This window comes from Sorangium sp. So ce124, assembly GCF_051525235.1.
GTDB classification, from domain to species: Bacteria; Myxococcota_A; Polyangia; order Polyangiales; family Polyangiaceae; genus Sorangium; species Sorangium atrum.
In genome coordinates this window covers 10,156,098-10,180,597 of the sequence record NZ_CP150312.1, presented here as the reverse complement: position 1 = coordinate 10,180,597, position 24,500 = coordinate 10,156,098, and the positions used below count along the sequence as shown (strand labels likewise).

Sequence of the window (24,500 nt, the reverse complement as noted above, 5' to 3'; positions counted from 1 at the left end):
AGGCACCATGACCCTGCGATCCCTCGGGCGCGCGCTCGCCGCCCTGACGGCCTTTCTCGTCCTCACGCTCGTCCTGGCGCGGCCTGCGCGCGCCAAGGGCCCTTCCGTCGATGAGCGGCTCGCCAAGGTGCTCGCCCGGCACGGCTTCACCGGAGAGATCGAGTCGGCGCTGGAGTCGCGGCTCGGGCGGAAGCTCGACAAGAAGCTCGCGAAGCTCGGGCGTGACCTGTTCTTCGACAGCCTCCTCGGCCTGAACGACGACAACTCGTGCTCAGGGTGCCACGCGCCGACTGCGGGCTTCGCCGACACGCAGTCGATCGCCATCGGCATCGACAACAACGGCGTCGTCGGGCCGCACCGCACAGGGCCGCGCAACCAGCGCCGTGCCCCCACCATCATCAACACGGCCTTCTATCCCACGCTGATGTGGAACTCTCGGTTCTTCGCCGTGTCCGGCGACCCCTTCGACAACAGCCAGGGGTTCTCGTTCACGGCGCCGGAGGGGACGTCGCTCTCTTCCCTCCCGCACCTGCTCAACGCCCAGGCGTTCATCCCGCCGACCGAGGTTGCCGAGATGACCGGGTACGAGGCGCCGCAGTCGCACGACGTCGTGCGCGAGGAGGTCACGGAGCGCGTGAACGACGTGAAGGCGTACCGCAAGCGGTTCGCCAAGAGCTTCCGGGCGGTGAAGCGAGGGGACGACATCACCTACGAGATGATCGCGGCCGCCATCGCCGAGTTCGAGATGTCGCTCACGTTCGCCGACGCGCCCATCGACAGGTTCGCCCGCGGCCGCCGGAACGCGATGACGCTGGAGCAGAAGCGCGGCGCGCTGCTCTTCTTCGGCGAGGCGGGGTGCGTCAGGTGCCACGCGGTGTCGGGGGAGTCGAACGAGATGTTCAGCGACTTCCAGCAGCACGCGATCGGCGTGCCGCAGATCGCGCCGACCGACGATCCGGCGCACTCGAACGTGGTCTTCGACGGCCCGAACGCCGATGAGGACTTCGGCCTGGAGCAGGTCACGGGCGATCCGGCCGATCGGTACAAGTTCAGGACGTCGCCGCTGCGCAACGTCGCCCTCCAGCCCACGTTCTTCCACAACGGCTCGTTCACGTCGCTGGAGGGGGCCATCCGCCACCACCTCGACGTCTACACGTCGGCCACGGAGTACACGAACAAGCACCTCGACCGCGATCTGCGGGGCCAGATGGGCCCGCTCGCCCCGGTCCTCGCCGCCGTCGACCCGCTGCTGGAGCAGCCGATCGACCTCACGGAGGAGGAGATCAGCTGGCTCTGCGCCTTCGTGGGAGAAGCGCTGCTCGACCCGCGCGCCACGCCGAAGCGGCTCGAGGCGCTCATCCCGGAGGAGCTCCCGAGCGGGCGCGAGGTCCACCGCTTCGAGTAGCCGCGGGCCGGCAGGCGGCGCTCACCCGGTCGAGCGCCCGCCGGCACCTCGGATCAGCTGCGGTCGAGGCAGCTGTTCAGCGACTCCTTCTGGATGCTGCACTCCTCGTCATACTTCGCTGGATCGCAGTTGTCCTCGGCGTGGTTGCGACACTCGAGGTACGAATCCCAGGCGTCGTGACAACCAGCCTCCTCGGCGGCCTCCGTATCGGCGCTGCACATCGCGAGGCAGCTCTGCTCCGTCGTTGCGTCCCCAGGGCACTCCACGGCTTGCTCGCAGAGCTCAGGGCAACCCTCCTCCTCGCCGTGCTCGTCGCTGCAGCCCAGGGCGATAAGAGAGAGCACCATCATTGTCATTACCTTCATCGGCCCACCGTATCACGAGAGCGACGCCGCGCGCCGGCGCGGCCCAGGTGGGCGCCGGTAGGCGGCCGCCTGGGCGGTGCGCCGGCTCGCTCCGGCGACAGCTCCCGGGAGGGCGCAGATCAAGGCAGAAGGCGGGAGAGGAGGCTCCACTTCGCCGAACGACCGGACTTCATGGCGAGGACCGTGGTCACGCCGATCACGCCCGCCGTGAGGGCGATGTTGAGCGGCCCCATGACGCCGAGGAGCCGCTGCCGCGCCGTGGCCTTCGCGCGCGAGCGCGGCCCCGGCGCTTCGTCTTCCCTGAGGAGGGGCGCCCCGCCGTCGGGCGCCTCTTCGCGCATCTGCTGTCCGCCCATCATGCTGGCGACGCTCGTGGCGAGCGTCGCGCCTAGGAGGATGTCCTTCAAGCGCACGAGATCGCGGGTCTCACGGTCGATCGATCGCCCCGAGATCACCGTCCGCCCGATGAACCAGGTGGCCGCGGCGGTGCCGAGCGAGATCGCATTGACGAGGTTGTACCGCTGCCAGGCGTCAGAGAGCACCTTGCCCCGCTCCGCCTCGGAATGGATATCCTTGACCGCCTGGCGCAACGCCAGCCGACCGAAGAGGGGGCCGCCGAACCCCGCGGCCAGACCGAGCTCATGCAGCACCCATGCAGACGTCGAGAGAGTAGCCATGTCGTTCCACCTCGTCGCGACGCGCCAAGCAAGATCGTGCCCAGGGCTTGACTGCGCTCCATGATCCAGGTCGTCGCAGGCGCGCCGCCTCGGCTGCACGCCGGCGTCCGCGAGGTCGGGCCCGGCGCGGCCCCCACGATAACGGCGTTTGCCCGGCGAGAGCTCAGGTCGACAGGTACGTCGCGCCGCCGCGCAGCACGGCATTCCCGCGAGCGCCGCTGAACTCGCGGCCGGCGGATGAGCCACGCTCGTCGACGAGCGCGGCGGCGGCGGGGCGGAGCACGTCGGCCACGGCCTGCTGCCGCAGCCGGTGGAGCTCGTCGGCGGCGAGGAACCCGTGGGAGGGCGGGAGATCGCTGTCTGCGATGCCCGGCGCTCCGGCGCCCACCTGGTCGAGCGCGCGCGAGAAGGCCCCGGCGACGCGCTCTCGAAGGCGCGCGCCGCCCGTCGTGACGGCCCAGCGGACGAACGCCCAGGCGAGCTCTGCGTGGCGCGCCTCGTCGCGGGCGATCGCCTGGAGCGCCATGCGCACCGCCGGCGGCTGCGCCGCCTGCGCCGCGATCTCCGCCTCGATGGCCGAGAGGGTCTCTCCGACGCAGCCCTCCACGACGGTCGCCAGGGTGAGGGCCTCGAGCGAGCCGAGGTCGTCGAGCGCGCCGTGCAGGGGCAGCGGGCCGACGCCCACCGGCTCCCCCGCGTACGCCGACGCGATCGCGAGTGCGAGGCGCGCGTGCCGCACCTCGTCGAGCGCCGCGCGGTGCGCCGCTTCGAGCAGCTGGGGAGGGGCGCCCTGCGCCATCAGCGCGAGCGCGAAGCGGCCGAAGGAGGCGACCGAGGCGTGCTCGTTCTGACCGCGCTCGGCCCAGCGCCGGGCGAGCTCGCGGCGCTCCGCGGGCGCGAGCTCGCTCAGGTCGGTGTCGGCGAGCGCGCGCTCGAAGCGCCGCACGTCGGTCTGCGACCACGCGCTCGGGGCGTGCGCGAGCGGCGCGACGCGGGGCTCGCCGCGGACCAGGAGAGGGCGCCCTTCACACGAGATGGAACCGACGAGGTAGCAGCAGCTCGCCGGATCCGACGCGGTTCGGTTCGCGTAGGGGCCCTGGATCCACCCGGCCGCGCCCTCTCCCTCGGCGCTGCACGTGCACGTCCCCGAGCCGGGCGGCAGGTCGTCGAGGTGCGGCGCAGCCTCGGTCGCCGCAGGGCAGGCGCCGCCGACCGGCGCCGTGCAGTGCACCTCGTAACAGCACTGGCCGTAATAGCCACCATCGTGAAACGGCCCAACGCAGGTCGGATCCGGATAAGGATCGAGCGGCGCCGAGGCGTCGGGAGGATCGACTTCGCCACCTCCGCCGGCCCCCGATGTCACGCCTCCCGTCGAGCTCGAGCTGGAGCTCACCCCCGATGCCGCGCCTCCCGTCGAGCTCGAGCTGGAGCTCACCCCCGACGCCGCGCCTTCAGGCGCGCTGGAGCTGGAGCCGGACTCGACATGCGTGCCGCAGCCCGACACCAGCGCGAGGCTCGCGCCCCACTGGGACGCGACCAGGATTCGAAGCAGGAGGTTTCGCATGGACGGCGACAAGCAAGGCATGTACCGGGCGAACACACGTGGTTTCGGCCGCCGAGCGAGCCCGCCGTGCCAGCGTGTGCCATCGCCCCGCCGTCAGGCATGCGGCCTCGGCCCTCGCCGCCGGTCGACTTTCCATCTGGCCGTGGTCCTGGATACCGGGTCTCGATGTCACCAAACCACCCGGCCCGCCGGGCAGATCTGGAGCGGTGCGAGGGCACGTCCCTACCGATGAGGCCTCATGCGGATCGTTCTCGATAGCTCCGTCGCCATCGCCTCGATGAAGCCCGCAGAGCCCGGGCACGCGGACGCGCTCGCCTTTCTCGAGCGCGCCCGCGCCGCCGTGGCCGCGGACACGGCGCGCGTGCTCGCGCCGCCCGAGCTATGGCTCGAGGTGTACGTCGCCGAGCAACGGCTCGCGGTGTCGCGGCGGGCCGCGCCCGCGGCCGCGAGCCCGCTGGGAGGCCTCGCGATCGAGCTTGTCGCGCCCGAGGACGCGGGCGCCATCACGGAGTTCCTCGCCCAGCTGACGAGGCGCATGCGCGGCCGCAGGCCCTTCGCCAACGCGACCGACCTCGTGTATCTGTGGGCCGCCCGCCGCGCGGATGCGACCGTGGTGACGCTCGACGAAGGGCTCCTCAAGTACCACGGTGTTGTCTGCGATGTGACAAGGCCGCAGCACGTTCGGTTCGAATTCGGATAACGCGTTGCAGCGAGCGGCAATGCGCTTCACGATACCTGCCGTCCCAGAAACGTCGAAAAACAGCATCTCTGGATGGCCACGGCGCAAGTTTACACTCCGTGCATATGCACTTGTCGCACCCGGCGAGGGCAGCTATCCCTGAGCGTCGCAGCGGAGCGCGCGGAGCTCGCGGGCCTGAGCTGCGCGGCGAGGCGCATGCGAAGTACATCGCTTATTTCACCGGTCCTCTCGGTGAGCTTGGCCCTTTTGACCACGCTGGCTGCGTCGCAGGCCCACGCCCGCCGCTCCGGGATGGCGGTGGAGGGGTGCAACGGCTGCCACACCGGCGGCGCGGTGCCGGACATCACCATCGACTATAGCCCCAAGAACCCGGCGGCCGGCGAGGCGGTGACTCTGCAGGTGCAGATCCGGTCTGCCAACATCAACGCCGGGGGCGTCTATCTCCTCACCGAAACAGGCCGGCTCTCCCCCATCAACGGTCAAGGCACCAAGCTCATCGACGAGCACCAGCTCGTCCACGACGCGCCGAAGCGAGCGAGCGGCGGGGTCGTCCGCTTCGACGCGCAGTGGATCGCGCCGGGCGCGCCGGGCGGGGTCGTCGTCAAGGTGTGGGCCCTCGCTGCCAACGGCGACAACAGCCCGCGCGGAGACGGCGCTTCGTCCGCCGACACAGCGTTTGCCTACGGATGCACCGGGACGACGTATTACCTCGATCGCGACGCCGACGGATACGGCGACTCCAGCGCGCCCAGGGTCGATTGCACCCGGCCGGCCGATCACGCCGACCGCGGCGGCGATTGCGACGACTACAGCGTCAACATCCATCCCGGTCAGGAAGAGGCGTGCAACGAGATCGACGACGACTGCGACGGTGAGATCGACGAGGAGCTCGCGGTCACGACGCAGTATGAAGACGCCGACGGCGACGGCTACGGCTCGTTCTTCGGCGCGACCGTCACGGCGAAGTGCCCCCCCGAGGGGTACGCGCCGAGCTCCAACGACTGCAACGACAGATCCCCCGACGTCCACCCGGACGCGCCCGAGATATGCAATCTCGCCGACGACGACTGCGATGGCCGGATCGACGAGGGCGTGCGCGAGGTGTGCGGCGTCGGGATGTGCGCGCGGGAAGCGAGCGCGTGCACCCCTGGGTCGTGCACGCCCGGCGAACCGACCGCCGAGGTGTGCAACGCGCTCGACGACGACTGCGACGGCGAGGTCGACGAGGACCCAGGCCTCTGCGCGCCCGGCGAGGGCTGCCCGAGCGGCACGTGCAGCAGCGGGACCGGCGGCGGTACGGCCGGGAGCGGCGGCAGCACCGGCAGCGCGGGAGGCGCCGGCAGCGCCGTTGCCTCCACGGGCTCCGCGGGCGGCGGCGCGCCGGACGAGGGAGGAGCGGAGAGCGGCGGTTGCGCCGTCGACGCCGGCGCCCCCGGCGGCGGGTCTCCGTGGCGGCTGCTCACGCTCGCCTCGCCGTTCGCCCTCCTCGCGTTGCGGCGCCTGCGGAAGAGTGGCACCCTACGGTAAGCCTTCCTTCCGAGCCTGAGGTCGACACGCATGCTCTACCGCCGCTTCGGTCGCACCGAGATCAAGATGCCTGTCCTCTCGTGCGGAGGGATGCGGTACCAGCAATCCTGGAACGACAAGGACCCCATCTCGCCCGCGAGCCAGCGCAACATCGAGGCGTGCATCGAGCGGGCGATCGAGCTTGGAATCAATCATATCGAGACCGCGCGAGGGTACGGCACGAGCGAGGAGCAGCTCGGGAAGATCCTGCCGACGCTGCCGCGCGAGCGGATCATCGTCCAGACGAAGGTCAGCCCCGAGGCGGATCCAGCGAAGTTCCTTGCGACGTTCGAGCGGTCGATGAAGCTCCTCCGGCTCGATCACGTCGACCTGTTCGCGCTCCACGGCGTGAACGACGAGACGCGCCTCTCGTGGTCGCTGCGCAAAGGCGGCTGCCTGGACGCTGCGCTCGAGCTGAAGCGGCAAGGCCGCGTGCGCGCGGTGGGGTTCTCGACGCACGCGGCGCCGCGCGTGATCACCGCCATGGTGCAGGACGGCCGATGCGATTACGTCAACCTGCACTGGTACTACGTGAATCAGCTCGCCTGGCCGGCCATCCAGGCTGCGGCCGAGCAGGACATGGGGGTCTTCATCATCAGCCCCACCGACAAGGGAGGCAGGCTGTACGAGCCGAGCGACAAGCTCGTGCGGCTCTGCGCCCCGCTCTCGCCGATCGTGTTCAATGACCTCTTCTGCCTCGCTCGTCCCGAGGTCCACACGATCAGCGTCGGGGCGGCGCGCCCGTCCGACTTCGACGAGCACATGAAGGCCTTGCCGCTGCTCGACGGCGAGGGCGCCGCGCAGGCCGCGCTGGCGCCGATCCTGCGCCGGATCGACGAAGAGCTGGAGCGGGTGCTCGGCCGGGCGTGGCTCGAGACATGGCACGTCGGCCTCCCCGACTGGGAAGCCGTCCCCGGGCACGTCAACATCCGCGAGATCCTGCGGCTGTACAACTTCGCCCGCGCGCTCGACATGACGGCCTACGGCAAGATGCGGTACAACCTCCTCGGCGGCGGCGGCCACTGGTTCCCGGGGAACCGCGCCGATCGCGTGCGGGAGCTCGACCTCGCGCAGGCCCTCGCGGGCGCGCCGCAGCGGCACCGCATCCCCGAGGTCCTGGCGGAGGCGCACGCGCTGCTCGCAGGGCAAGAGGTGAGGCGCCTCGGCAAACACTGAGTCTGAGCTTCGCGCGAGCGCGGCGAGCGGCTCCGCGGCGGGTGAGCCCGGCGCGCGCCTCCGTCGGCCACGGAGGCGAGCCCCCGCGTTGCAAAAGCGGGAACGGCCGACAGCGCACGGTTCTTGCCGCGTCCTGCCCTTGTTCGACATCCTCCCCTGGTGGGTCGGGGACAGTCGTTCCAAGGAGGTCTCTCATGCGCATTCACGGTACGGGGACGATGGCGCTCCTCTGCGCGCTCGCGTTCGCGGCAGGGGCGGGCTGCAATTCCGGCGGAGGGGACAGCGGAAGCGGCGGAGCGAGCGCAGGCACCGGCGGTGCGGGCGCCGGCACCGGCGGCGCGAGCGCCGGCACCGGCGGCGCGGGTGCTGGCAGCGGCGGCGCGGACGCCGGCAGCGGCGGCGCGGGTGGTGGCACGGGCGGCGCAGGAGCTGGCACCGGCGGCGGGGCGGAGGAGCTGAGGTGGTATCTCACATGCGGCGATCCGGTATGCAGCGGGCACCGGCCTCGCGACGGGGTGAAGCCGTGCACCGACGAGAAGGAGGGGGCCCCGTGCGCCGAGCCGGACGCGACATGCGATCCCGCGAACGACTGCAACGCGCAGCTGCTCTGCACCGGCGACGATCCTACGCAGCGTCCTGGGGGTTGCCCCAGATCCCGCGCCCGGTACAAGCACGATATCCGGTATCTGCCGGAGACCGAGCTCGCGCGCGTGCGTGACGAGCTCGTCGCGACGCCGCTCGCGACCTGGCGTTACAACCACGAGGGCGGGCACGGCCGGGAGCATCTCGGGTTCATCATCGACGACAATCCGGCGAGCCCGGCGGTCGCGAGCGACGGCGACCACGTCGACCTGTACGGATACACGAGCATGGCCGTGGCAGCGATCCAGATGCAGCAGAAGCAGATCGCCGCCCTCGAGCGCGAGCTCGCGGCGCTCCGCAAGGAGCTCGACTCGACGCGGCAGGCGGCACGCCCGCCGGCGTCCAAGGCGGCCGGCCGGGCCCCACGATAGAACAGCTGGAGGCGCCGGGGTCAGTCGTCTTCGAACGCGTGCCGCCGGAGCTCCGCGTCGATCCGCACCACCGACCGGGCGTGCGCGCGGCGCGCGTCGGCGAACACGGCCGGGTGAGCGCAGGCCGCGAGGATCTCGAGCGACTCCACGATGCGGGGACCAGGGCGATTGAAGAAGGCGTTGCCGTCGGCGACGTACACGCGGCCTTGCGCCACGGCCCGATACGTCGCCCAGGGCAGCACGCGGGGGAGGAGGTCGAGCTCATCGAGCGTGCGCTCGAGGGTGAAGCCGCACGGCTTGATCATCACCACGTCGGGATCGAGCGCGGCGAGAGCGGCCGGCGAGAGCGTCGGCGCGTGCTCACCGGGTCGCGTCACGAGGGGTTCCGCGCCTGCAAGGGCGATGAGCTCCGGCATCCACGTGCCGCCGATCATGACAGGATCGATCCACTCGACCGCGAGCACGCGCGGCCTGCCCGGCGCCGCGGCCGCGCGCGCGGCGGTGGCGGCCACGCGCGCGCGCAGCCGGTCGACGAGCGCCTCGCCGCCTGCCGCGCGGCCGATCCCCTCGGCGACGCGGCGAATGTCGGCCCAGATGTCGTCGAGCCGCGTCGGGTGCAGGTTGATGATGCGCACGTCCTGCCGCGCAAGGCGCGCGACGGCCGCGCGGACGTCGTCGAACGAGACCGCGCAGACGTCGCAGAGGTCCTGCGTCACGATCACGTCCGGCCGCGCCTCGCGGAGGGCGTCCAGATCGATGTCATAGACCGCGAGCGCGTCCCGGAGGACGTCGCGGACCGCGGCGTCGATCTCCCGGCTGGAGCGCGCCGGCCTGAGCCGCGGGCGCGTGAGCACCGGGAGGCCGGTCAGCCCCTCGGGGAAGTCGCACTCGTGAGAGACACCGACGAGCTCGCTCTGCGCGCCCAGCGCGCAGACGATCTCGGTCGCGGACGGCAGCAGGGAGGCGATGCGCATGCGCGGTATTCTATCTCCTGGCGATCCCCGCGGGGCGCGGCGGGCACAATGCTCGTGAAGACAGGAGGTCCCCATGAGACTGCAAGGCAAGATCGCGCTGGTCACAGGGAGCAGCCGGGGCATTGGCCGCAGCATCGCTGTCCGGTTCGCCCGGGAAGGCGCCGACGTGGCGCTCACGTACCACAAGAGCAAGGAAGGCGCCGAGGAGGCCCTCGCCGAGGTCGAGGCCGCTGGGAGGCGAGGTCATCTGTTCGCCGTCGACGTCGCCTCCGTCCAGAGCGTGCAAGGGCTCATCCAGGAAGTCGTCGCGCGCTTCGGCCGGCTGGACGTGCTTGTCAACAATGCCGGGATGGAGAAGCGGGCGCCGTTCTGGGAGGTGACCGAGGAGGACTACGATGCGGTCATGAACACCAACCTCAAAGCGGTGTTCTTCGGGAGCCAGGCGATGGTCCGTCACCTGCGCGAGTCGGGGCGCCCCGGCAAGATCATCAACATCAGCTCGGTTCATGAGGATCTTCCATTTCCCCACTTCGCTTCGTACTGCGCCAGCAAGGGCGGCGTCCGCATGCTCACGCGCACGCTCGCCGTGGAGCTGCGCGGCACCGGGATCACCGTGAATGCCATCGCGCCGGGCGCGATCGAGACGGCGATCAACGCCGCTCTGCTCAAGGATCGCGACAAGCTGAGCGCGCTGCTCGCTCAGATCCCGCTGGGCCGCCTGGGAAAGCCAGAGGACGTGGCCGGGCTCGCCGTGTTCCTCGCCTCGGCGGACGCCGATTACGTGACCGGCTCGACGTACTTCGTCGATGGCGGGCTGACGTGGAACTACGAGGAGCAGTAGGCGGGGCACAGCCCCTCGCCGAGGAGCGGCGCCGTTAGACCGCCTGAGTCGAGAAAAGTTTCCGACAGGATGCAATGCAGCGCGGCCGAGGCCGAGGCCGGCGCCGGCGCATGCCGCTGCGATGCCTCGGTGCGGAACGTCTTTTGCCCAGGTGTAGAGGTGTAGCCCGCCACGACACATCGCATTTTTGCGTCACGCGGCCAGCTCCTTGTGGCACCATGCGCGCATGATGGAGATCAAGACCTATACAGGTGGCTGTCACTGCGGGAAGGTTCGCTATGAGGTCAAGGTGGACCTGAGCAATCCCGTGGTCATGTGCAACTGCTCGCGCTGTTCGAAGCTGGGCGCGATGCTGGCCTTTGCGCCGGTGGACCAGCTCACGCTCAAGGAGGGTGGCGACGTCCTCACCGACTACCAGTTCAACAAGAAGGTCATTCACCATGTGTTCTGCTCGGTCTGCGGCGTCGAGTCGTTCGCGCGGGGAGTCGGTCCCAACGGACAGGAGATGTGCGCCATCAACGTCCGCTGCCTGGACGACGTCGATATCGACACGCTCAAGACGATGAAATTCGACGGGAAGAGCCTGTAGTCGCGCCCCTGTTCCGCCCGAATTCATCCCCGGTTCGTGGAATGACCCGGCCGGTGGCTGAGCCGGAGAAGGTTACTCGGCCGGCTCCTCATCCCCCAGACGGTCGAGCTCGCCCCAGAGCTCGTCCAGGTCGACCACCAGCCCGTCGCACCCCGGCACCGCGTCGACGCGTCCGCCCGCGGCTGCCTGCGCCCACACGTAGCGCCCGTCCGGCCCGAGCTCATAGATCTCCAGCATCCTCGTCGCCGGATCGAGCAGCCAGTACCAGCGCACGCCGAACGCCGCATACTCGCGCAGCTTCTCGATGCGATCGAGGTGGACATCGCGCGGCCGCGGCGAGACCACCTCGATCATCACGTCCGGCGGGCGCCGCATGGGCCCGCGCCGCGGCGGGGGCCTCTGCCCGGGCAGCACCATGGAGACGTCCGGCTTGCGCCCGCTGCCCTTGCGGAGGAGGTACTTGAGCTCCGAGCCGGCCACGAAGCCCCCCGCGGGCCGCAGCCCACGCGCCGAGCACCCGGATGAGCCACATGACGGCGGTCTCGTGGATCCAGTCCGGCACCTCTTCCTCCACGAGCACGCCATCGACGAGCTCGCCCGGCTCGTCCTCGGCGAGCTCCAGCCACGCCTCATCGCTGAGGCTGTCCGAGCTGTCCCGAGCAACGGCGGCGCCAGCCATCACGGCTCATGAGGATAGCACGCTTGCGCCCGCCGACGGCAGCAGCGCTCCCCTCCCCGGCTGCCCGCTTCCACCCCGTCACCCCGGCTCCGCCGCCGCCCCCGGCGGCGCGGTCGGCTCGGCCTTCTTCGGCTGCTTCTTCCGGCGGCTCTCCAGCCACGCCCTGCGCTTCTCGACCCACTTGGCGAGATCCTTCGCCAGCCAGCCGCCCTTCTGCCGCCCCACGATCTCCCGCAGCAGCAGCGCGGCCTGGCCGTGGCCGATGCGCATCGCGAACAGATCGTCCATCACGATCTTCGCCCACCGCGTCCGGCGCACCGAGTCCATGTGATCGACGAACTGCTCTATCCGGAGCAGCACCTTCGTCCCGACCCCCGTCTTGCCCGTCACCACGAGCGCCGCCGTCTTCTCCTTGTCGAGCGCCTCGAGCCTGCGGATCGCCCCGTCGATCAGGTTCGCGTGCTCCGCCCACCCGGCGCCGCCCTGCTCCTTCGCCGCGCGCGTCGCGGCGAGCGCCTCGCGCAGATCGATCAGGCCGAAGTCCGAGTACGAAAGGAAGAACGTCAGCACCTCGCGCCGCGCCGACGCGTTGCTCTGCATCCGCTCGATCGCGGTCCTCACGCGATCCATCGAGAGCCACCGGTAGACGAAGTCGAGCCCGGTCCCCTTGATGTTCTGCGACCCCATCAGCCGCGCGTCGAACCCCGGCGGGATCTCGCGCGTGATGAAGTCGATCACCTTGTCCCCCTTCGCGTCGGCGTTCCACAGGACCGCGATGCGCTCGAGGCACAGCTCGCGGAACGCCACCCGGAACGCCTGGTTGGCCTCGGCGTCCGCGCCCCGCGAAAGCGCCGCCTCCACCTCCGCGCGCGCCTTGTCGCGGCGGGCGAGCCGCCGCGACAGCCGCGCCGCGTGGTGGATGATGTCCGGGCGGATGTCGTCCTCCCCCGCCGGCGGCGCGTGCGCCTCCAGGGCCTGCTTCACCGCCGCCTCGATCGCCTCGGGCTCCCCCTTCTTCCCGGCCACCCCGGGGCCGCCCACGATCGCCGCCGCCGCCGCCTCGTCGATCGCCGGCAGCGCGCGCAGCATCCGGGTGAGATCCTCCTCGAAGGCGCCCGCCCGCGCCGGGATGCCGACCTTCTTCATCTGCTCGTCGAAGCGCTCGAGCGCGCGCTCCTTGCCCCCGTCGCCCGTGATCACCATGTCCCGGAGCCGCGCGTCGAGCCCCTCGGTGATGAACTGCATCATCCCGCCGAGGTTCGAGTTGATCAGCACCACGTGATCGACCCCGATGTCCTCCACGATGATCTGCGCGAACACGCGCGACCGCGCGACCCGGTCCGCGCGGTTGTTCACCACCATCACCGTCGCCTTGCCGGGCGTCGTGTCCATGTCGTGCTTGTCGAACGCGAGCCGCGTCCAGTTCGACATGAACCCGGCGCGCTCGTTCGCGCTCATCCCGTTCGAGAACGTGAGCTTCCGGCCCCGGTACTGCACCGTCGGGTACGTCTTCAGGACGCCGAGATCGAGGATCACGTGATCCGCGATCTCGACGAGCGCGAACTCGCGATCGACGCCGAAATGGTCCGCGAGCGCCAGCACCAGCGCCACGTTGCGCGGGTGCTCCTGGTACGGGAGCCGATCCAGGAGGTCGACCGGAAGGAGGTCCGCGTCGATCGGCGGGATCGCGACGAGGTTCGTCCCCTTCCGCTGCGCCTGGTCCTTGAGCAGCGGGAGCATCTGCTCCTCCGTCGTGAACGACAGCCCGTCCGTGGGCATGAAGCGCGCGATCACCCGGGCGACGTCCTCGCCCCCGGGGCCCTGGATGTCCTCGTGATCCGGGTAGGCGTTCGTGAGCGTCGTGATCTCGTCGCGCATCCACTCGGAGCAGAGCGTGTCCACGAAGAGCGGCTGGAGCGCCATGCACTCCCACAGGAACACCTGGGCGCGGAGGTTCCGCCCGGCCGTGAGGATGTTCCGCTGCTCCCAGATCGTCGCCTTGTCGTACGGGCGGTAGATGAAGATCTCCTGCGCCGGCAGGTCGCGCATGGCGTGGATGAACATCGCCTCGCAGCCGGTCGTCTTCACGACGACGTCGTAGCGGAGCGCGTGGAACAGCGCTGCCTTGAGCCGCTCCGAGCCGCTCTTGCCGCGCGTCCCCCAGCCGCCGATCGTGAGCGGGATGCCCCGGCGGGCGCGCTCGATCTGCGCGGCGATCCACGCGGCCCGCAGCACCATGTACGCGAGGACGAGGAACACGATCCACGCGAGCTGCGTCGGGACGTTGCCCGCCGGCGAGACGAGGTACGAGAAGAAGCCGTCGATCCAGACGGGCACCGACGGGCCGGCGAGCCAGTCGCGGCCGCTCTGGAGCGCTGACGGCAGCGCGACCGCGAGGTACTTGACCGGCAGGTGCGGCTCGATCGCGTAGGGGCGCCCCTCGACCTCGCCCCCGGTGTCGCCGAGCGCGACCGTGAAGCCGAGCTCGCCCGTCATCAGCGTGAACTTCTTCTGCTCGGCCGGCTCCTGCGCCACGAGCGCGCGCATGCGGGCCTGGGCGTAGCGGTCGTAGCGCAGCGTGAGCAGGGCGCGGGCGCGCAGCCGGTGCGCGAGCTTGGCCGGGCCGCGCACCGTGACCGTGCCGCGCGCCGTGATGAGGCGGATCTCGCGCTGGGTCAGGCTGGCGGCGGAGAGCAGATCGTCGATGCGCGGGACGAACGGCCCCCAGCCGCCGACGGGCGGGTACACGTGGCGCTCGCCCGGCACGCGCGTCGGCGTGACCTCCGCCATGCCGACCGGCGGCGCGACGAGCTCGCCCGCGAACAGGCGGCCGCTCGTGTGGATCCACCCCTTGCGCTTGTCCGGCATCGGCGTGCGCATCTCGTGGACGAGCCGCCAGAGGCGGAAGCCGCGCGGCTCGCCGCGCGTGAGCAGGTACCGTCCCCGGCCGCGGCGCCGCAGCGTGTACGTCATGTCGCCGCGCGACGCGACCGCGAGCGCGCGCTCGACGTCCCTGGGCTCGGCGTCGGCCGGGAGCTCGACCGGCGCGCTCTCGCCCTCCAGGAGCTCCGACGCCGCGGCGAGGAGCGTCTGGCGGATGTGCTCGGCGACCGGGCGGCTCTCGACCTCGAGCAGCCGCAGCGCGGCGGCGGCCTCGTCCGACAGGTCCGGCGAGATCGCCGGGCGGCTCGCGAACTCGGCGAGCAGCTCGACGAACGTCCCCGGAGGCAGCGGGGCATAGGGCCCGGCGCAGAGCGTGCGCACCGCCTCGAGGGCCGCGCGGGACGCGAGCGGCGGGCCCGGCTTCGCGAGGGCGAACCGGACGGCGCGCTCGGCGAACGGGGCGGCGTCCGCGTGGTCGGTCGCGTGCCGCGAGAGCTCCCGCAGCGCGTACCCGCGGACGCGAGGCGATCCGTCGCCCTCGGCGAGCTCGACGAGCGCCGTGAGGGCCTCCGCGCCGCCGAGCTCGACGAGCTGGCGCACGAGCTCCTGGCGGACGTGCTCGCTCGGGTCGTCGCGGGCGAGCAGCGCGATGGCGAGCGGGTCCACGCTCGCGGGCGCCACGCGGGCAGGCGGCGCGCCGGCGGCGGGATCGGCGCTGAGCCGGGGCGCCGAGTCGGGCGCCGGCGCGTCGGACGGCTCGGCGCCCTCGCGGGCGCCTCCGGAGGCGGCGGCGGTCTCCGGCGCGATGCTCGACCTGCTGGCGCGGCTGGCCTGCGCGCCGCTCCAGCGGCGCGGGTCCCGCGCGGCGCCGGCGAGGCGCCCCGCGCGGTCGAGCGGGATCACCGGGGCGGACGGGCGCGCCGCCGCGCCGAGCAGGCGCAGGGCGTTGCGGCGGAGGATGGGACCGTCCTTGTCGGCGGCGTCCCGCGCGCGCAGACGCTCGGCGAGCAGCGAGAACGCCTCGTCGGGGAACAGGAGGACGCCGATCTCGAGGGCGGCGATCTGCACCCAGCGGGAAGCGTTGACCCCGCGCGACCACGCGAGCACGGAGCGGGCCGCGTCGAGCCCGAGGTGGCCGAGCCGCTCGCGCGCCGGGAGGCGGTGCAGGAGGGCGACGGCGGCGAGCAGCGCGGCCCGGCGGACGGGCGCGGGGCGGCTCGGCTCGGCGTGCGCCATGGCGAGCCGGAGGACGCCGCCGTCGCGGGCCACGTGCAGCGCGTCGGACGGGTCGTCGAGGTGCTGCGCGAGGTGGGTGAGGGCGTGGTAGGCGACCTCGATCTCGTCGAGCCGGTCGGCGATGGCGGTGGCGAAGCGCTCCTGGGCCGCCTCGAGGTCGAGGTTGCGGCCGAGCGCCGAGAGATCGCCGGCCTGCTCGACGCGCGCCACGGCCCAGCCGAGCAGCGAGGACGCGCCGCTCCTCTCGCTCTGCTTGCGCTCTCGCGCCCAGACGCGGAGCTGCCGGGCGAGGAGTTCGCGCCGCTCGGCGGGGGTGGCGGCCGACTGGTAGGCGAGCACGAGCGCGGACTCGGCGCTGCGCAGCCGATCGACCTCGGCGGCCGCGCCGTCCGCGCACCGGGCGAGCGCTGCGAGCAGCGCGGGCCTCGGGTACTCCTCGTCGCCCAGGTCGGCCGTGACGCGTGCGACGACCGCGGCGATGGCGCGCGGGCGCAGGCGCACCTCGATCTGAGGGAGGCTGTCCTCGATGACCTCCAGGATCGAGCGCGGCGCGGAGGTCCAGGAGTCAGGCGCCTCGCGCGAGCTCACGGCGCCTCCGCGAGCGCACGAAGGTGAAGGGGACGCGCACGAGGGCGAATGCGACCTTGCGACGTGGAGCGAGGGGCACCGTGCGGCGAGACCATCGGCGGGCGAGCAGCGTACACCGCCGCCTGTTCAGGGCGTGCCCTCCGCGAACGTGTCGCAGTCCTCGACGCGGCCGCCCTGCATGCCGCGCTTGAACCAGGTGACCCGCTGCGCCGACGAGCCGTGCGTCCACGTCTCCGGGTTGACCCTGCCGGTCGCGGCCTTCTGCAGCCGGTCGTCGCCGATCGCGGACGCGGCCCGGAGGGCCTCCTCGACGTCGCCCGCCTCGAGCAGGTCGCGCTTCGCCGTGGAGTGGGCCCACACGCCGGCGAAGCAGTCCGCCTGTAGCTCCATCTTCACGGAGAGCGCGTTCTTCTCGCCCGGGCGCGCGGCCTGCAGCTGGCGCAGGCGGCGCTCGGTCCCGAGCACGTTCTGCACGTGGTGGCCGATCTCGTGGGCGAGCACGTAGGCCTGGGCGAAGTCGCCTGGCGCGCCGAACCGCGCCTTGAGCTCGCGGTAGAAGCCGAGGTCGATGTACGCCGTCCGATCCGCCGGGCAGTAGAACGGGCCCATCGCCGCCTCGCCGATACCGCAGCCCGACCTCACGGAGTCGGTGAACACCGTCAGCTGGGGCGCCGGATAGCGCTGCCCCATCTGGCTGAACACCTGCGTCCACACGGCCTCGGTGTCATCGAGGACGAAGGAGACGAAGTCGACGAGCCGCTCCTCCTCGGGCGAGCTGGCGCGCCCGCTCTGCGCGCCGGGGGTCGCGGCCCCCTGACCGAGCCCCGACAGGAGATCCTTGCCGAAGACCAGCGAGAGCACGAGCAGGATCACCGTCCCGCCGACACCGAGCTTCGCTCCGCCGGATGCGCCGCGGAGGTCTCGGAGGTTCGCACTGCGTTTCCCAGGTGTCCAGCGCATGGCCAGCGCATGTATAGCGTGGACTGCGCATCGGGTGGTACCTTAGCTTTCGGTCAGGACGTGAGGGTATTGCTCGCCTGGCGGTGCCGGCCTGGTCTCGCGGCGCGCGAGCGAGCGAATCGCCCCCTGCGCCTTGCCACGAAGAACACGAGGCCTCTCTCGGCGTCTCCCGAGAAGACACCTCTCTGCGCCTTCAGGCGTCCTGGCGGTATCTCTCCTCGACTCGCCCGGTGCTCTGGGCAGCGCTCCGCTCCCAGAGCCCCAGCGCGCGCGCACACGGCAGCACCACCTGGGCGAGCGCGGCGCCCTGCAGCGCGCGCACGTCGGCCCCGCCGAGGTGGCCGTGCGCCGCGAGCGCCGCGGCGCGGCCGCCGCCCGGCTCGGCCCCCGGCGGAGGCGGACGCTGCAGCGACGCCGCGGCGGCCTCGAACACCTCGGCCACGCCGTGGCGGACCGGCTCGCCGCCGGCCCCGATCGCCCACGCCACCGTCAGCCAGGCGAGCTCGGCGTGCCGTGACTCGTCTTCCGCGATCACCTCGAGCGCCGCCCGCACCGCAGAATCGTCGGCGCGGGCGCGCTTCTCCGCCGCGATCACCGCGGCCACGGTCTCGCCAACGCAGCCCTCCTCCGCGGCGGCGCGCGCCAGCGCCACGAGATCCGCGGCGATCGGCACCGCCGGCGGCATGGGGAACGCCGAGGGTCCGACGGGGGCGCCCCGGTAGGCGGCCGCGAGCGAGAACCCGAGGCGGGCGTGGCCGACCTCGTCGAGCGCGGCGATGTGGGCGGCCTCTACGAGCGACGACGGCGCGCCATGCGTCATGAGATCCAGCGCGAAGCGCGCGAACGACGCCACCGACGCGTGCTCCTCGAGCGCGCTCCGGAGCCAGCCGCCGGCGAGCGTCTCCCGCTCCTCGTCCGTCAGCTCCGCCAGCGAAGGCTGCTGCCCCCCCGCGCCGCTCGCCGTCGCACGCCCGAGCCATCCGGCCTCCGCCTCCCGCGGCGCCGCGGTCACCCGGTGCCCCTCGAGCGTGAACGGCCGGCCCTCCGTGGGGCAGGTATCGCTCAGATCCTCGGCTTTCACCTCGTAGCAGCACGCGCCGTCGCGCAGCTCTCCGTCGCTCTCCACCGACACGACCCTGTCTTCGCAGTGCCAGTAGATGCTCTCGAACTCCTCCCACGCCTGCCGGCGGTCCAGGCACGCTCCGAGGTCCTCGGACCACTCGAAGCACCGGATGTCGGCGGGCTCGGCTTCGGGCTCCCCGCAGCCCGCAGCTGCGACGAAGAGGGCAGCGGCCGTCGAGGGGCCGGCGCACAGGAGGAGACGGGCGATGAGCGTTCGTCGAAAGGATCGGTCGAGCAGCATGGCGTGCACCTCCAGCCCATGCCTGCTGCCTCATGAGCGCTGCGAGGAGCCTGGAACAGGGCGGCTTGTGCGGGCCGCTTTCGCAAGCCATGTACCACCGCCGGTCGCAGCTCGATCGCGTGGGAACCAGCGGTCTCTGCGGGAAGCGCGGCACACCTCCCCTCGATCGTCGCGCCGCAGCGCTGACACACTCCGGCACTCCCCGGCCCGGGCGCGGGCGTGACCGCGCCCAGACCTGCACGACGGCGCCGCCTACTGGGGGCTCACGTTGGTCGTGAACGACGCGTTCCGCAGGAGGCGCCGCTGGCCGAGCGGCGTCGTGAAGCCGTTTTCCTTGTGGAAGGTCGAGCCGACCCCGCCGCAGCTCGGATCGTCCCCGGCCCACCGCTCCGGGCAATGCGCCATGATGTAGTCGCGATCCGGATTGCTGCCGCCGGGGCCGTTCCACCGGGTGTGCTTGACGCAGGCGGCGCCGTCCGCCGTCCACTCGGCCTCGAGGCTCATGCCAGAGCCCACCGTCTCGGTCTGGATGCCGAGCGCATCCCAGACGTCGATCGCCGTCCCGGTCTGCGTGTGCGGCACGCCGTCGCCGCAGTAGTCCGCGCGCACCATGCGGATGCACGCTTGATGGAAGTACGAGAGATCCCTGTCCTCGCAGCCGCTCGCATTGCACTCCGCCTCGGCCACCCATTCCCTGTAGCCCCACTCGGCGCACTTCCCGATCGCGGCGCCCTGACAGGCGAACGTGAACATGCCCACGTCGTCCGAGTGAGCCCCCGTCACCGCGTCCCACGTCCCCTTCACCGGGATCGCGTCGAGGCCCTCGCCGCAGATGTTCACCAAGACCCCGGAGCCGGCGTTGTACTTCACCGTGTAGTAGAGGAGCCCGTCGCGCTCGACGACGTTCGTGATGCGGACGGCGACCGACGACCCATCGTCCAGGACCGCCTCGATGTCCGCGCCGATGAAGTCGGCCCCGGCGACCGGCGCGCCGTCGCCATCGCGCGTCCCGACCAGCGTCGTCGCGTCCAGCGAGACCCCGTTGAAGCGGACCCCGTTGAAGCGGACCCCGTTGAAGCGAACCCCGTTGAAGCGGACCCCGTTGAGGTTCATGCCGTTGAGCCTGCTCATCGCGAACGAGCTCTCCGCCAACATTTCCTCGTCCTCGCCGCCGTCGATCTCCGCGACGCAGCCGGCGCCGACCGACAGGAGCAAGACCATCGACCCTGCCAGGAACCCTCGCTTCAACATGATCGCCTCCGAGCGCTGCCGCTAAAGCCGTGACGCCTTGCGCATCGACGGTCTTCCCTCCGGCGGTCGAGCCCCGATCGCGCGAGCGATGAACCCCGCGGCGGTCCGAGCGCCGCGGGCCTCGTCGCCTTCACGGTGGTGGAGGGAACGAGGCACAGATGCGGAGCCCGATCACCGGGTCGAGGAAGGTGCCATCAACGACGGTCCGGTTGTCACTTCGGACCGAGGTTTGATCATAGATATAAGCACCACCTCGCAACAGCACTTTGTCGGTCTCGATCGAAGAGATGGCCCACTCCAGCACGTTTCCCGCCATATCATCGACCCCGAACGGACTACGTGAGGCAGGGTGCGAGCCCACCTCATCCGGCCCCATCGTGGAGCTCTCCTTGCCGTAGGTCTCATCGAAGTTGGCGTCGCCGGGAGACAGCCTGTCCCCGTGCGGGAAGATGCGGCTGTCGGCGCCCCGCGCCGCGCGCTCCCACTCGTAGTCGGTGCAGAGGCGGGCTCCGCGGACGCGGCCTGTCCTGTGGAGCCACGCGGCATACTCGGTGGCCTGAGCGAAGGAGATGCCCGTGACGGGGAAACGAAGCCAGTCCTGCTGCGCGCGGACCGCCCGCGATGGATACACGAGCGGCTCTCCTGCCCGCGCGGTATACGCCTGCACCGTGGGCTGGATCGTTAGCTGCCACACACCATTTGGCAGGCGGCGCAGCCCCAGGGCGCCAGTCATGGCGCCATTGCCCGCCTGGATGGACGAGCTGCCGCGGGACTCCTTCGGGAGCGCCTGGATGTAGTCGAGCCACTCCTGGAACGTCGTCTCGTGACGCGCGATGAGGTACGCGCCTGTGCGGATCTCGTGGAGAGGAACGGTGGAGAGGAACGCCCACCGGTACATGTCGTCGAGGGCGGCGCCGAAGAGGAACCGCCCCGGCGGGATGTAGATGTACCCGGGAGGAACGTCCCCGGCGTGCGGCAGCGGGATGGAGAGCTTCAATGACTCTCCGCGTTGGACCAGGAACGGATAACGCACGATGGTGCGATTCCGCGCCTCGCAGGTGAGCAGGTAGGAGCCCTGCGCGAGCGCGATGCTCGCGAAGGGCGTCGTCCCGAGGAGGCGCTGTCCGACCAGCTGCCGGCGCCCCTCCGCGTCGCTCTCGTACCGCTCCAGCGTGATGTCCGCGCCCGTGGGATCGGTCTCGATGGCGACCTCCGCGGGCGCGTTCCATCGCTGCCGGCGCTCGCCGTCGGGATCGTACGTCGTCATGCGCTGGAGCAGCTCGTCGCGCAGCGAGGCGTGGCCGCGCGCGTCCGCGGCGAGCGCGCGCTCGTAGAGCACGTCGCCGAGCCGCGCGCGCGCGTCGTTGCGGGCGCCGTCGAGCGTGAGCGCCGCCTCCAGCTTCTGGCTCACCTGCAGCTGCAGCCGCTCGGCCTCGGCGGCGCGCCGCTGCGCGCGCTCCCAGAGCGCCTCCCCCTCGTCACGGAGCCGGCGATCGAACGCGGAGAGCGCCTCCGTGCGGAGCGCATCGGCCTCGGCGCGCTCGATCGCCGCGGCGGACGAGGTGAGCGCGGCCTCGTGGATCTTCCTGTCCGCCCGCGCGGCGAGCTGGCGCGCCGCCCTGAGCTCCAGCGTGCCATAGAGCATCGCGGCGACGAGCGGGACGCCCACGACGAGGGCCCACCGGACCGCGCGCTGCGTCAGGACGGCGCGCCGCGACGCCCTCAGGAACGCCGCCTCGCGCGGCGGCAGGTCGGCCGGGTCGAGGCCCCTCGCCTCCTTGAGCTGGCGCGCGCTGAAGAGCGCGTCGCGGCGCCGGCCGAGCCGCTCCCACTCGGCGGCCGAGGCCTCGAGGCGCTGGCGCGTCGCGCGCTGCTCGCGCTGCTCCTCGAGCCAGTGGCGCAGCGTCCCCCAGCCGTGGATCAGGGCCTCGTGGGCGATCTCGTAGACCGTCCCCTGCTCGCCTTCGCGGGCGAACAGGAGGCGGCCCTGGACGAGCGCGTCGAGCGCCGCCCGCGCCGCCCCGTCGCCGCTCTTCTCCGCGAGCTCGCCCTCGGCGCGCCGCGCCCGCGTGCCCTGCGGGGTGATGAGCGCGCCGAGCAGCCGCCGCGCGGCCGCGTGGACCTCGGGCGGCATGCGGCCGAGCACGCGATCGGCGTGGCGGGCGAGCGCGCCCTCGACCCCGCCGATCTGCGCGAGATCGGCGCTGCTGAGCGGCGCGTCGGGCGCGGCGCGGGCGTCCCAGAGCTCGGCGAGCGCGAACTGGAGGAGCGGCAGCCCGCCCTCGGCGCGCGCGGTGGACTCGACGAGCGCGTCGACGACCGCGTCGGACTCGAACGCGACGCCCTTGGCCCGCGCCGGCCCGGTGATGGCCTCGCGGAGCTTGTCCGCCGACATCGGGCGGAGCAGGTAGAGCGCGCGCTCGATGTCGTCGCCCAGGCCGGAGATGCCGGCGACGCGCGCGAGGAAGTCGCCGCGCACCGTGGCGAGCAGGCGCAGGGAGGGCGAGCGCGCCGCGAAGGCGCTGAGCACCTCGCCGACGAGCGCCGCCTCTCCCGGGCTGCTCAGCGTCGCGAGCTCCTCCATCTGGTCGATGAACAGCACGAGCCCGCCGCGCTCCCCGAGCCGCGCGCGCAGGTCCCGGGCGAGGGAGCCCGGCGCGGCGCGCACGGCCTCGGCGATGCGCTCGGCGGGGGCGCCGAGGACCGGCTCGAGCGCGGCGGCCAGCGCGGCGAGCGGGTGCCGGCCCGGCACCATCATGGCCGTCTGGAAGGCGCGCCCGCCGCCGAGGGCGCCCTCGAGCACGAGCGAGAGCACGCCGGCCCGGCAGAGCGAGGACTTGCCCGAGCCCGAGTCGCCGGCCACGACGATCATCGGCTCGGAGCGGAGCCGGTCGAGGATCGTCCCCGTCTCGGAGCTGCGCCCGTAGAACACGGCGCGGTGCTCGAGATCGAAGACGAGGAGCCCGCGGTAGGGGTTGCCCTCCGGGGCGACGGAGGCGTGGCGGCTCCTGGCGAGCAGCTGTTCGAGCGCGTCGCGCAGCTCGTCGCCCGAGGCGAAGCGGTCGGCCGGGTCGATCTCGAGGCACCGCTCGATGACGGCCGCGAGCCGCGGGTCGACGCCCGGCGCGAGGGCGGCGAGGGGCCGGGGCGCCTCGCTCTGGACGACGAGCGGGAGCTCGCCCATCGGCACGTCGTGGTGCGGCGGGACGCCGGCGCAAAGCTCGAAGAGCAGCGCGCCGAGCGAGTACACGTCGGAGCGGCGCGTCGCGAGCTCGTCGCGCCACAGCTCGGGCGGCAGGTAGTGGGGCGTGCCGCCGCCGACGCTCGTCGTCGCGTCGAGCAGCCGCGCCGCCATCTCGGCCGCCTCGCGGAACTCGCCCTCGAGCGGCTCGTCGCCGGGCGCGATCGCCGCGTCCGTATCGCCCTGCGCCCCTCGCAGGGCCTCGCCGCCAGAGAGCGCATCCGCGCCGAGCGAGTCGGATCGCCCTCCGGGGCTATCGGATCGGGCCCCGGGCATGTCCGATCGCCCCCCGGGACTGTCGGATCGGGCCCCGGGCATGTCCGATCGCCCCCCGGGACTGTCGGATCGGGCCTCGGGCATGTCCGATCGCCCTCCGGGCATGTCCGATCGCCCTCCAGGGACGTCAAATCGCGCTCCAGGGATGTCGGATCGCCCTCCAGGGATGTCGGATCGCCCTCCAGGGATGTCGGATCGCGCCCCGCGCGTGTCGGGCCGCGCGGCCGGCTCGAGGAGCTTGGCGAGGCCGAAGTCGAGGAGCTTCGCCTCGCCCTCCGCGGTGAGCACCGCGTTGGCCGGCTTGATGTCGAGGTGCAGCACGCCCCGGCGGTGGGCGGCAGCGAGGCCCCGCGCAAGGCCCGCCCCGAGATCGAGCACGCGGCGCGAGGGCATCGGCACGTCGACGCGGTCGAGGCTCTGGCCGCGGACGAACTCCGAGACGACGAACAGCCGCCCCCGGAGCTCGCCCACGCGGAAGACGGCGACGACGTTCGGGTGGTGGATGCGGGCGGCCGCGCGCGCCTCGGCGAGCAGCCGCGCGCGCACCTCGGCGTCCGCGGTCGCCGCGCGGATGAACTTCACCGCGACCATGCGGTCGAGCAGCGTGTCGTGCGCGAGGTAGACATCGCCCATGCCGCCGCTGCCGAGCTTCTGGAGGAGCCGGTACTCCTCGAACCGGCTCGGCGGGTGGAAGCTCGACGGGCCGGGGCTCTCCGGGCCGAAGCTCGACGGGCCGAGGCTCTCCGGGCCGAAGCTCGACGGCGGCAGGACGTCGCCCGCCCGCGACTGCGTCTCTCCGCCGCCGGGGCGCAGGATCGCCTGCGAGAGGGTTGGAGCAATCTTCTCTTTCACGAGGGCCCGCCTCGCGCCAAGCGCCCGGGGACTATACCCGAGCCGAGCGTTCCCTGTGTGGTCCCTCGCCCGACGCCGCGCCGCGCGGCGAGCGGCGCGCGGAGCCCCTCGCCGGCGCTCCGCGCGTCGCCCGTGAGCCGCGCGGTCTCCTGCCCCGCGACGCCGCCGACGCGTGTCTGCGGAGACGCCCGCGGCCTCCGGAGGATCTCCTCGCCCTCCGAGGGCTGGTCGACCAGGCGCCAGAGGCAAGAGACGACCAGCGTCAGGGAGAAGCCGAAGAGGGCGCGCTCCACGGACGAGG

18 protein-coding genes are annotated in these 24,500 nt (G+C 72.2%); 7 read left to right on the top strand and 11 right to left on the bottom strand.

Annotated features, from left to right (window positions below; genetic code table 11):
- The first annotated feature begins 7 nt into the window (after nucleotides 1-7).
- Nucleotides 8-1,405 carry a cytochrome-c peroxidase gene (locus WMF19_RS38270; protein WP_437894891.1) on the top strand — a complete coding sequence of 466 codons (1,398 nt, stop codon included), beginning with the start codon at nucleotides 8-10 and terminating at the stop codon, nucleotides 1,403-1,405.
- Between the two features lie 53 nt (nucleotides 1,406-1,458).
- Here the strand turns inward: WMF19_RS38270 and WMF19_RS38265 are convergent, their stop codons facing one another.
- From WMF19_RS38265 to WMF19_RS38255, 3 genes are all read right to left on the bottom strand, one after another.
- Entirely contained in the window at nucleotides 1,459-1,770 is a 312-nt protein-coding gene (locus WMF19_RS38265; RefSeq protein ID WP_437894890.1) for a hypothetical protein, read from the bottom strand.
- A 119-nt stretch (nucleotides 1,771-1,889) separates the two neighbouring features.
- The gene (locus WMF19_RS38260) at nucleotides 1,890-2,447 is read right to left on the bottom strand and encodes a hypothetical protein (protein WP_437894889.1); all 558 of its coding nucleotides are present in this window, start codon (nucleotides 2,445-2,447) and stop codon (nucleotides 1,890-1,892) included.
- A 163-nt stretch (nucleotides 2,448-2,610) separates the two neighbouring features.
- Nucleotides 2,611-4,011 (bottom strand): hypothetical protein, encoded by a 1,401-nt coding sequence (locus tag WMF19_RS38255; protein WP_437894888.1) that lies wholly within the window; start codon nucleotides 4,009-4,011, stop codon nucleotides 2,611-2,613.
- 238 nt (nucleotides 4,012-4,249) lie between these two features.
- Between WMF19_RS38255 and WMF19_RS38250 the strand changes: the two genes are divergently transcribed.
- From WMF19_RS38250 to WMF19_RS38235, 4 genes are all read left to right on the top strand, one after another.
- Nucleotides 4,250-4,711 carry a PIN domain-containing protein gene (locus WMF19_RS38250; RefSeq protein ID WP_437894887.1) on the top strand — a complete coding sequence of 154 codons (462 nt, stop codon included), beginning with the start codon at nucleotides 4,250-4,252 and terminating at the stop codon, nucleotides 4,709-4,711.
- A gap of 246 nt (nucleotides 4,712-4,957) precedes the next feature.
- Nucleotides 4,958-6,238: a putative metal-binding motif-containing protein gene (locus tag WMF19_RS38245; RefSeq protein ID WP_437894886.1), complete on the top strand. Its 1,281-nt coding sequence runs from the start codon at nucleotides 4,958-4,960 to the stop codon at nucleotides 6,236-6,238.
- Between the two features lie 30 nt (nucleotides 6,239-6,268).
- On the top strand, nucleotides 6,269-7,453 hold the full coding sequence (locus tag WMF19_RS38240) for an aldo/keto reductase (protein ID WP_437894885.1): 1,185 nt from the start codon (nucleotides 6,269-6,271) through the stop codon (nucleotides 7,451-7,453).
- Between the two features lie 194 nt (nucleotides 7,454-7,647).
- Nucleotides 7,648-8,466: a hypothetical protein gene (locus WMF19_RS38235; protein ID WP_437894884.1), complete on the top strand. Its 819-nt coding sequence runs from the start codon at nucleotides 7,648-7,650 to the stop codon at nucleotides 8,464-8,466.
- Between the two features lie 20 nt (nucleotides 8,467-8,486).
- Here WMF19_RS38235 and WMF19_RS38230 read toward each other — a convergent pair whose 3' ends face one another.
- On the bottom strand, nucleotides 8,487-9,440 hold the full coding sequence (locus WMF19_RS38230; RefSeq protein WP_437894883.1) for an ABC transporter substrate-binding protein: 954 nt from the start codon (nucleotides 9,438-9,440) through the stop codon (nucleotides 8,487-8,489).
- A 73-nt stretch (nucleotides 9,441-9,513) separates the two neighbouring features.
- Between WMF19_RS38230 and WMF19_RS38225 the strand changes: the two genes are divergently transcribed.
- Together WMF19_RS38225 and WMF19_RS38220 are read left to right on the top strand one after the other, a co-directional pair.
- Nucleotides 9,514-10,281 carry an SDR family NAD(P)-dependent oxidoreductase gene (locus WMF19_RS38225; protein WP_437894882.1) on the top strand — a complete coding sequence of 256 codons (768 nt, stop codon included), beginning with the start codon at nucleotides 9,514-9,516 and terminating at the stop codon, nucleotides 10,279-10,281.
- A 226-nt stretch (nucleotides 10,282-10,507) separates the two neighbouring features.
- The gene (locus WMF19_RS38220; RefSeq protein WP_437894881.1) at nucleotides 10,508-10,870 is read left to right on the top strand and encodes a GFA family protein; all 363 of its coding nucleotides are present in this window, start codon (nucleotides 10,508-10,510) and stop codon (nucleotides 10,868-10,870) included.
- Nucleotides 10,871-10,942: 72 nt separating this feature from the next.
- On the opposite strand, the gene WMF19_RS38215 is transcribed toward WMF19_RS38220, so the two are convergent.
- The 7 genes from WMF19_RS38215 to WMF19_RS38185 all read right to left on the bottom strand — a co-directional run bounded on the left by WMF19_RS38215 (nucleotide 10,943) and on the right by WMF19_RS38185 (nucleotide 24,492).
- Nucleotides 10,943-11,350: a Uma2 family endonuclease gene (locus tag WMF19_RS38215; protein WP_437894880.1), complete on the bottom strand. Its 408-nt coding sequence runs from the start codon at nucleotides 11,348-11,350 to the stop codon at nucleotides 10,943-10,945.
- 277 nt (nucleotides 11,351-11,627) lie between these two features.
- A complete protein-coding gene (locus WMF19_RS38210) occupies nucleotides 11,628-16,256 on the bottom strand; it encodes a capsule biosynthesis protein CapB (RefSeq protein WP_437894879.1) in 4,629 nt (1,542 codons plus the stop codon).
- A gap of 126 nt (nucleotides 16,257-16,382) precedes the next feature.
- A complete protein-coding gene (gene ypfJ / locus WMF19_RS38205) occupies nucleotides 16,383-17,216 on the bottom strand; it encodes a KPN_02809 family neutral zinc metallopeptidase (protein ID WP_437325247.1) in 834 nt (277 codons plus the stop codon).
- 193 nt (nucleotides 17,217-17,409) lie between these two features.
- Nucleotides 17,410-18,579 (bottom strand): hypothetical protein, encoded by a 1,170-nt coding sequence (locus WMF19_RS38200; RefSeq protein WP_437894878.1) that lies wholly within the window; start codon nucleotides 18,577-18,579, stop codon nucleotides 17,410-17,412.
- A gap of 252 nt (nucleotides 18,580-18,831) precedes the next feature.
- Entirely contained in the window at nucleotides 18,832-19,830 is a 999-nt protein-coding gene (locus WMF19_RS38195; RefSeq protein WP_437894877.1) for an ADYC domain-containing protein, read from the bottom strand.
- Between the two features lie 130 nt (nucleotides 19,831-19,960).
- Nucleotides 19,961-24,199: an nSTAND1 domain-containing NTPase gene (locus WMF19_RS38190; RefSeq protein WP_437894876.1), complete on the bottom strand. Its 4,239-nt coding sequence runs from the start codon at nucleotides 24,197-24,199 to the stop codon at nucleotides 19,961-19,963.
- Nucleotides 24,196-24,492 (bottom strand): hypothetical protein, encoded by a 297-nt coding sequence (locus WMF19_RS38185; RefSeq protein ID WP_437894875.1) that lies wholly within the window; start codon nucleotides 24,490-24,492, stop codon nucleotides 24,196-24,198. Before WMF19_RS38185 ends, WMF19_RS38190 begins: the two co-directional genes overlap by 4 nt.
- Nucleotides 24,493-24,500: the final 8 nt, after the last annotated feature.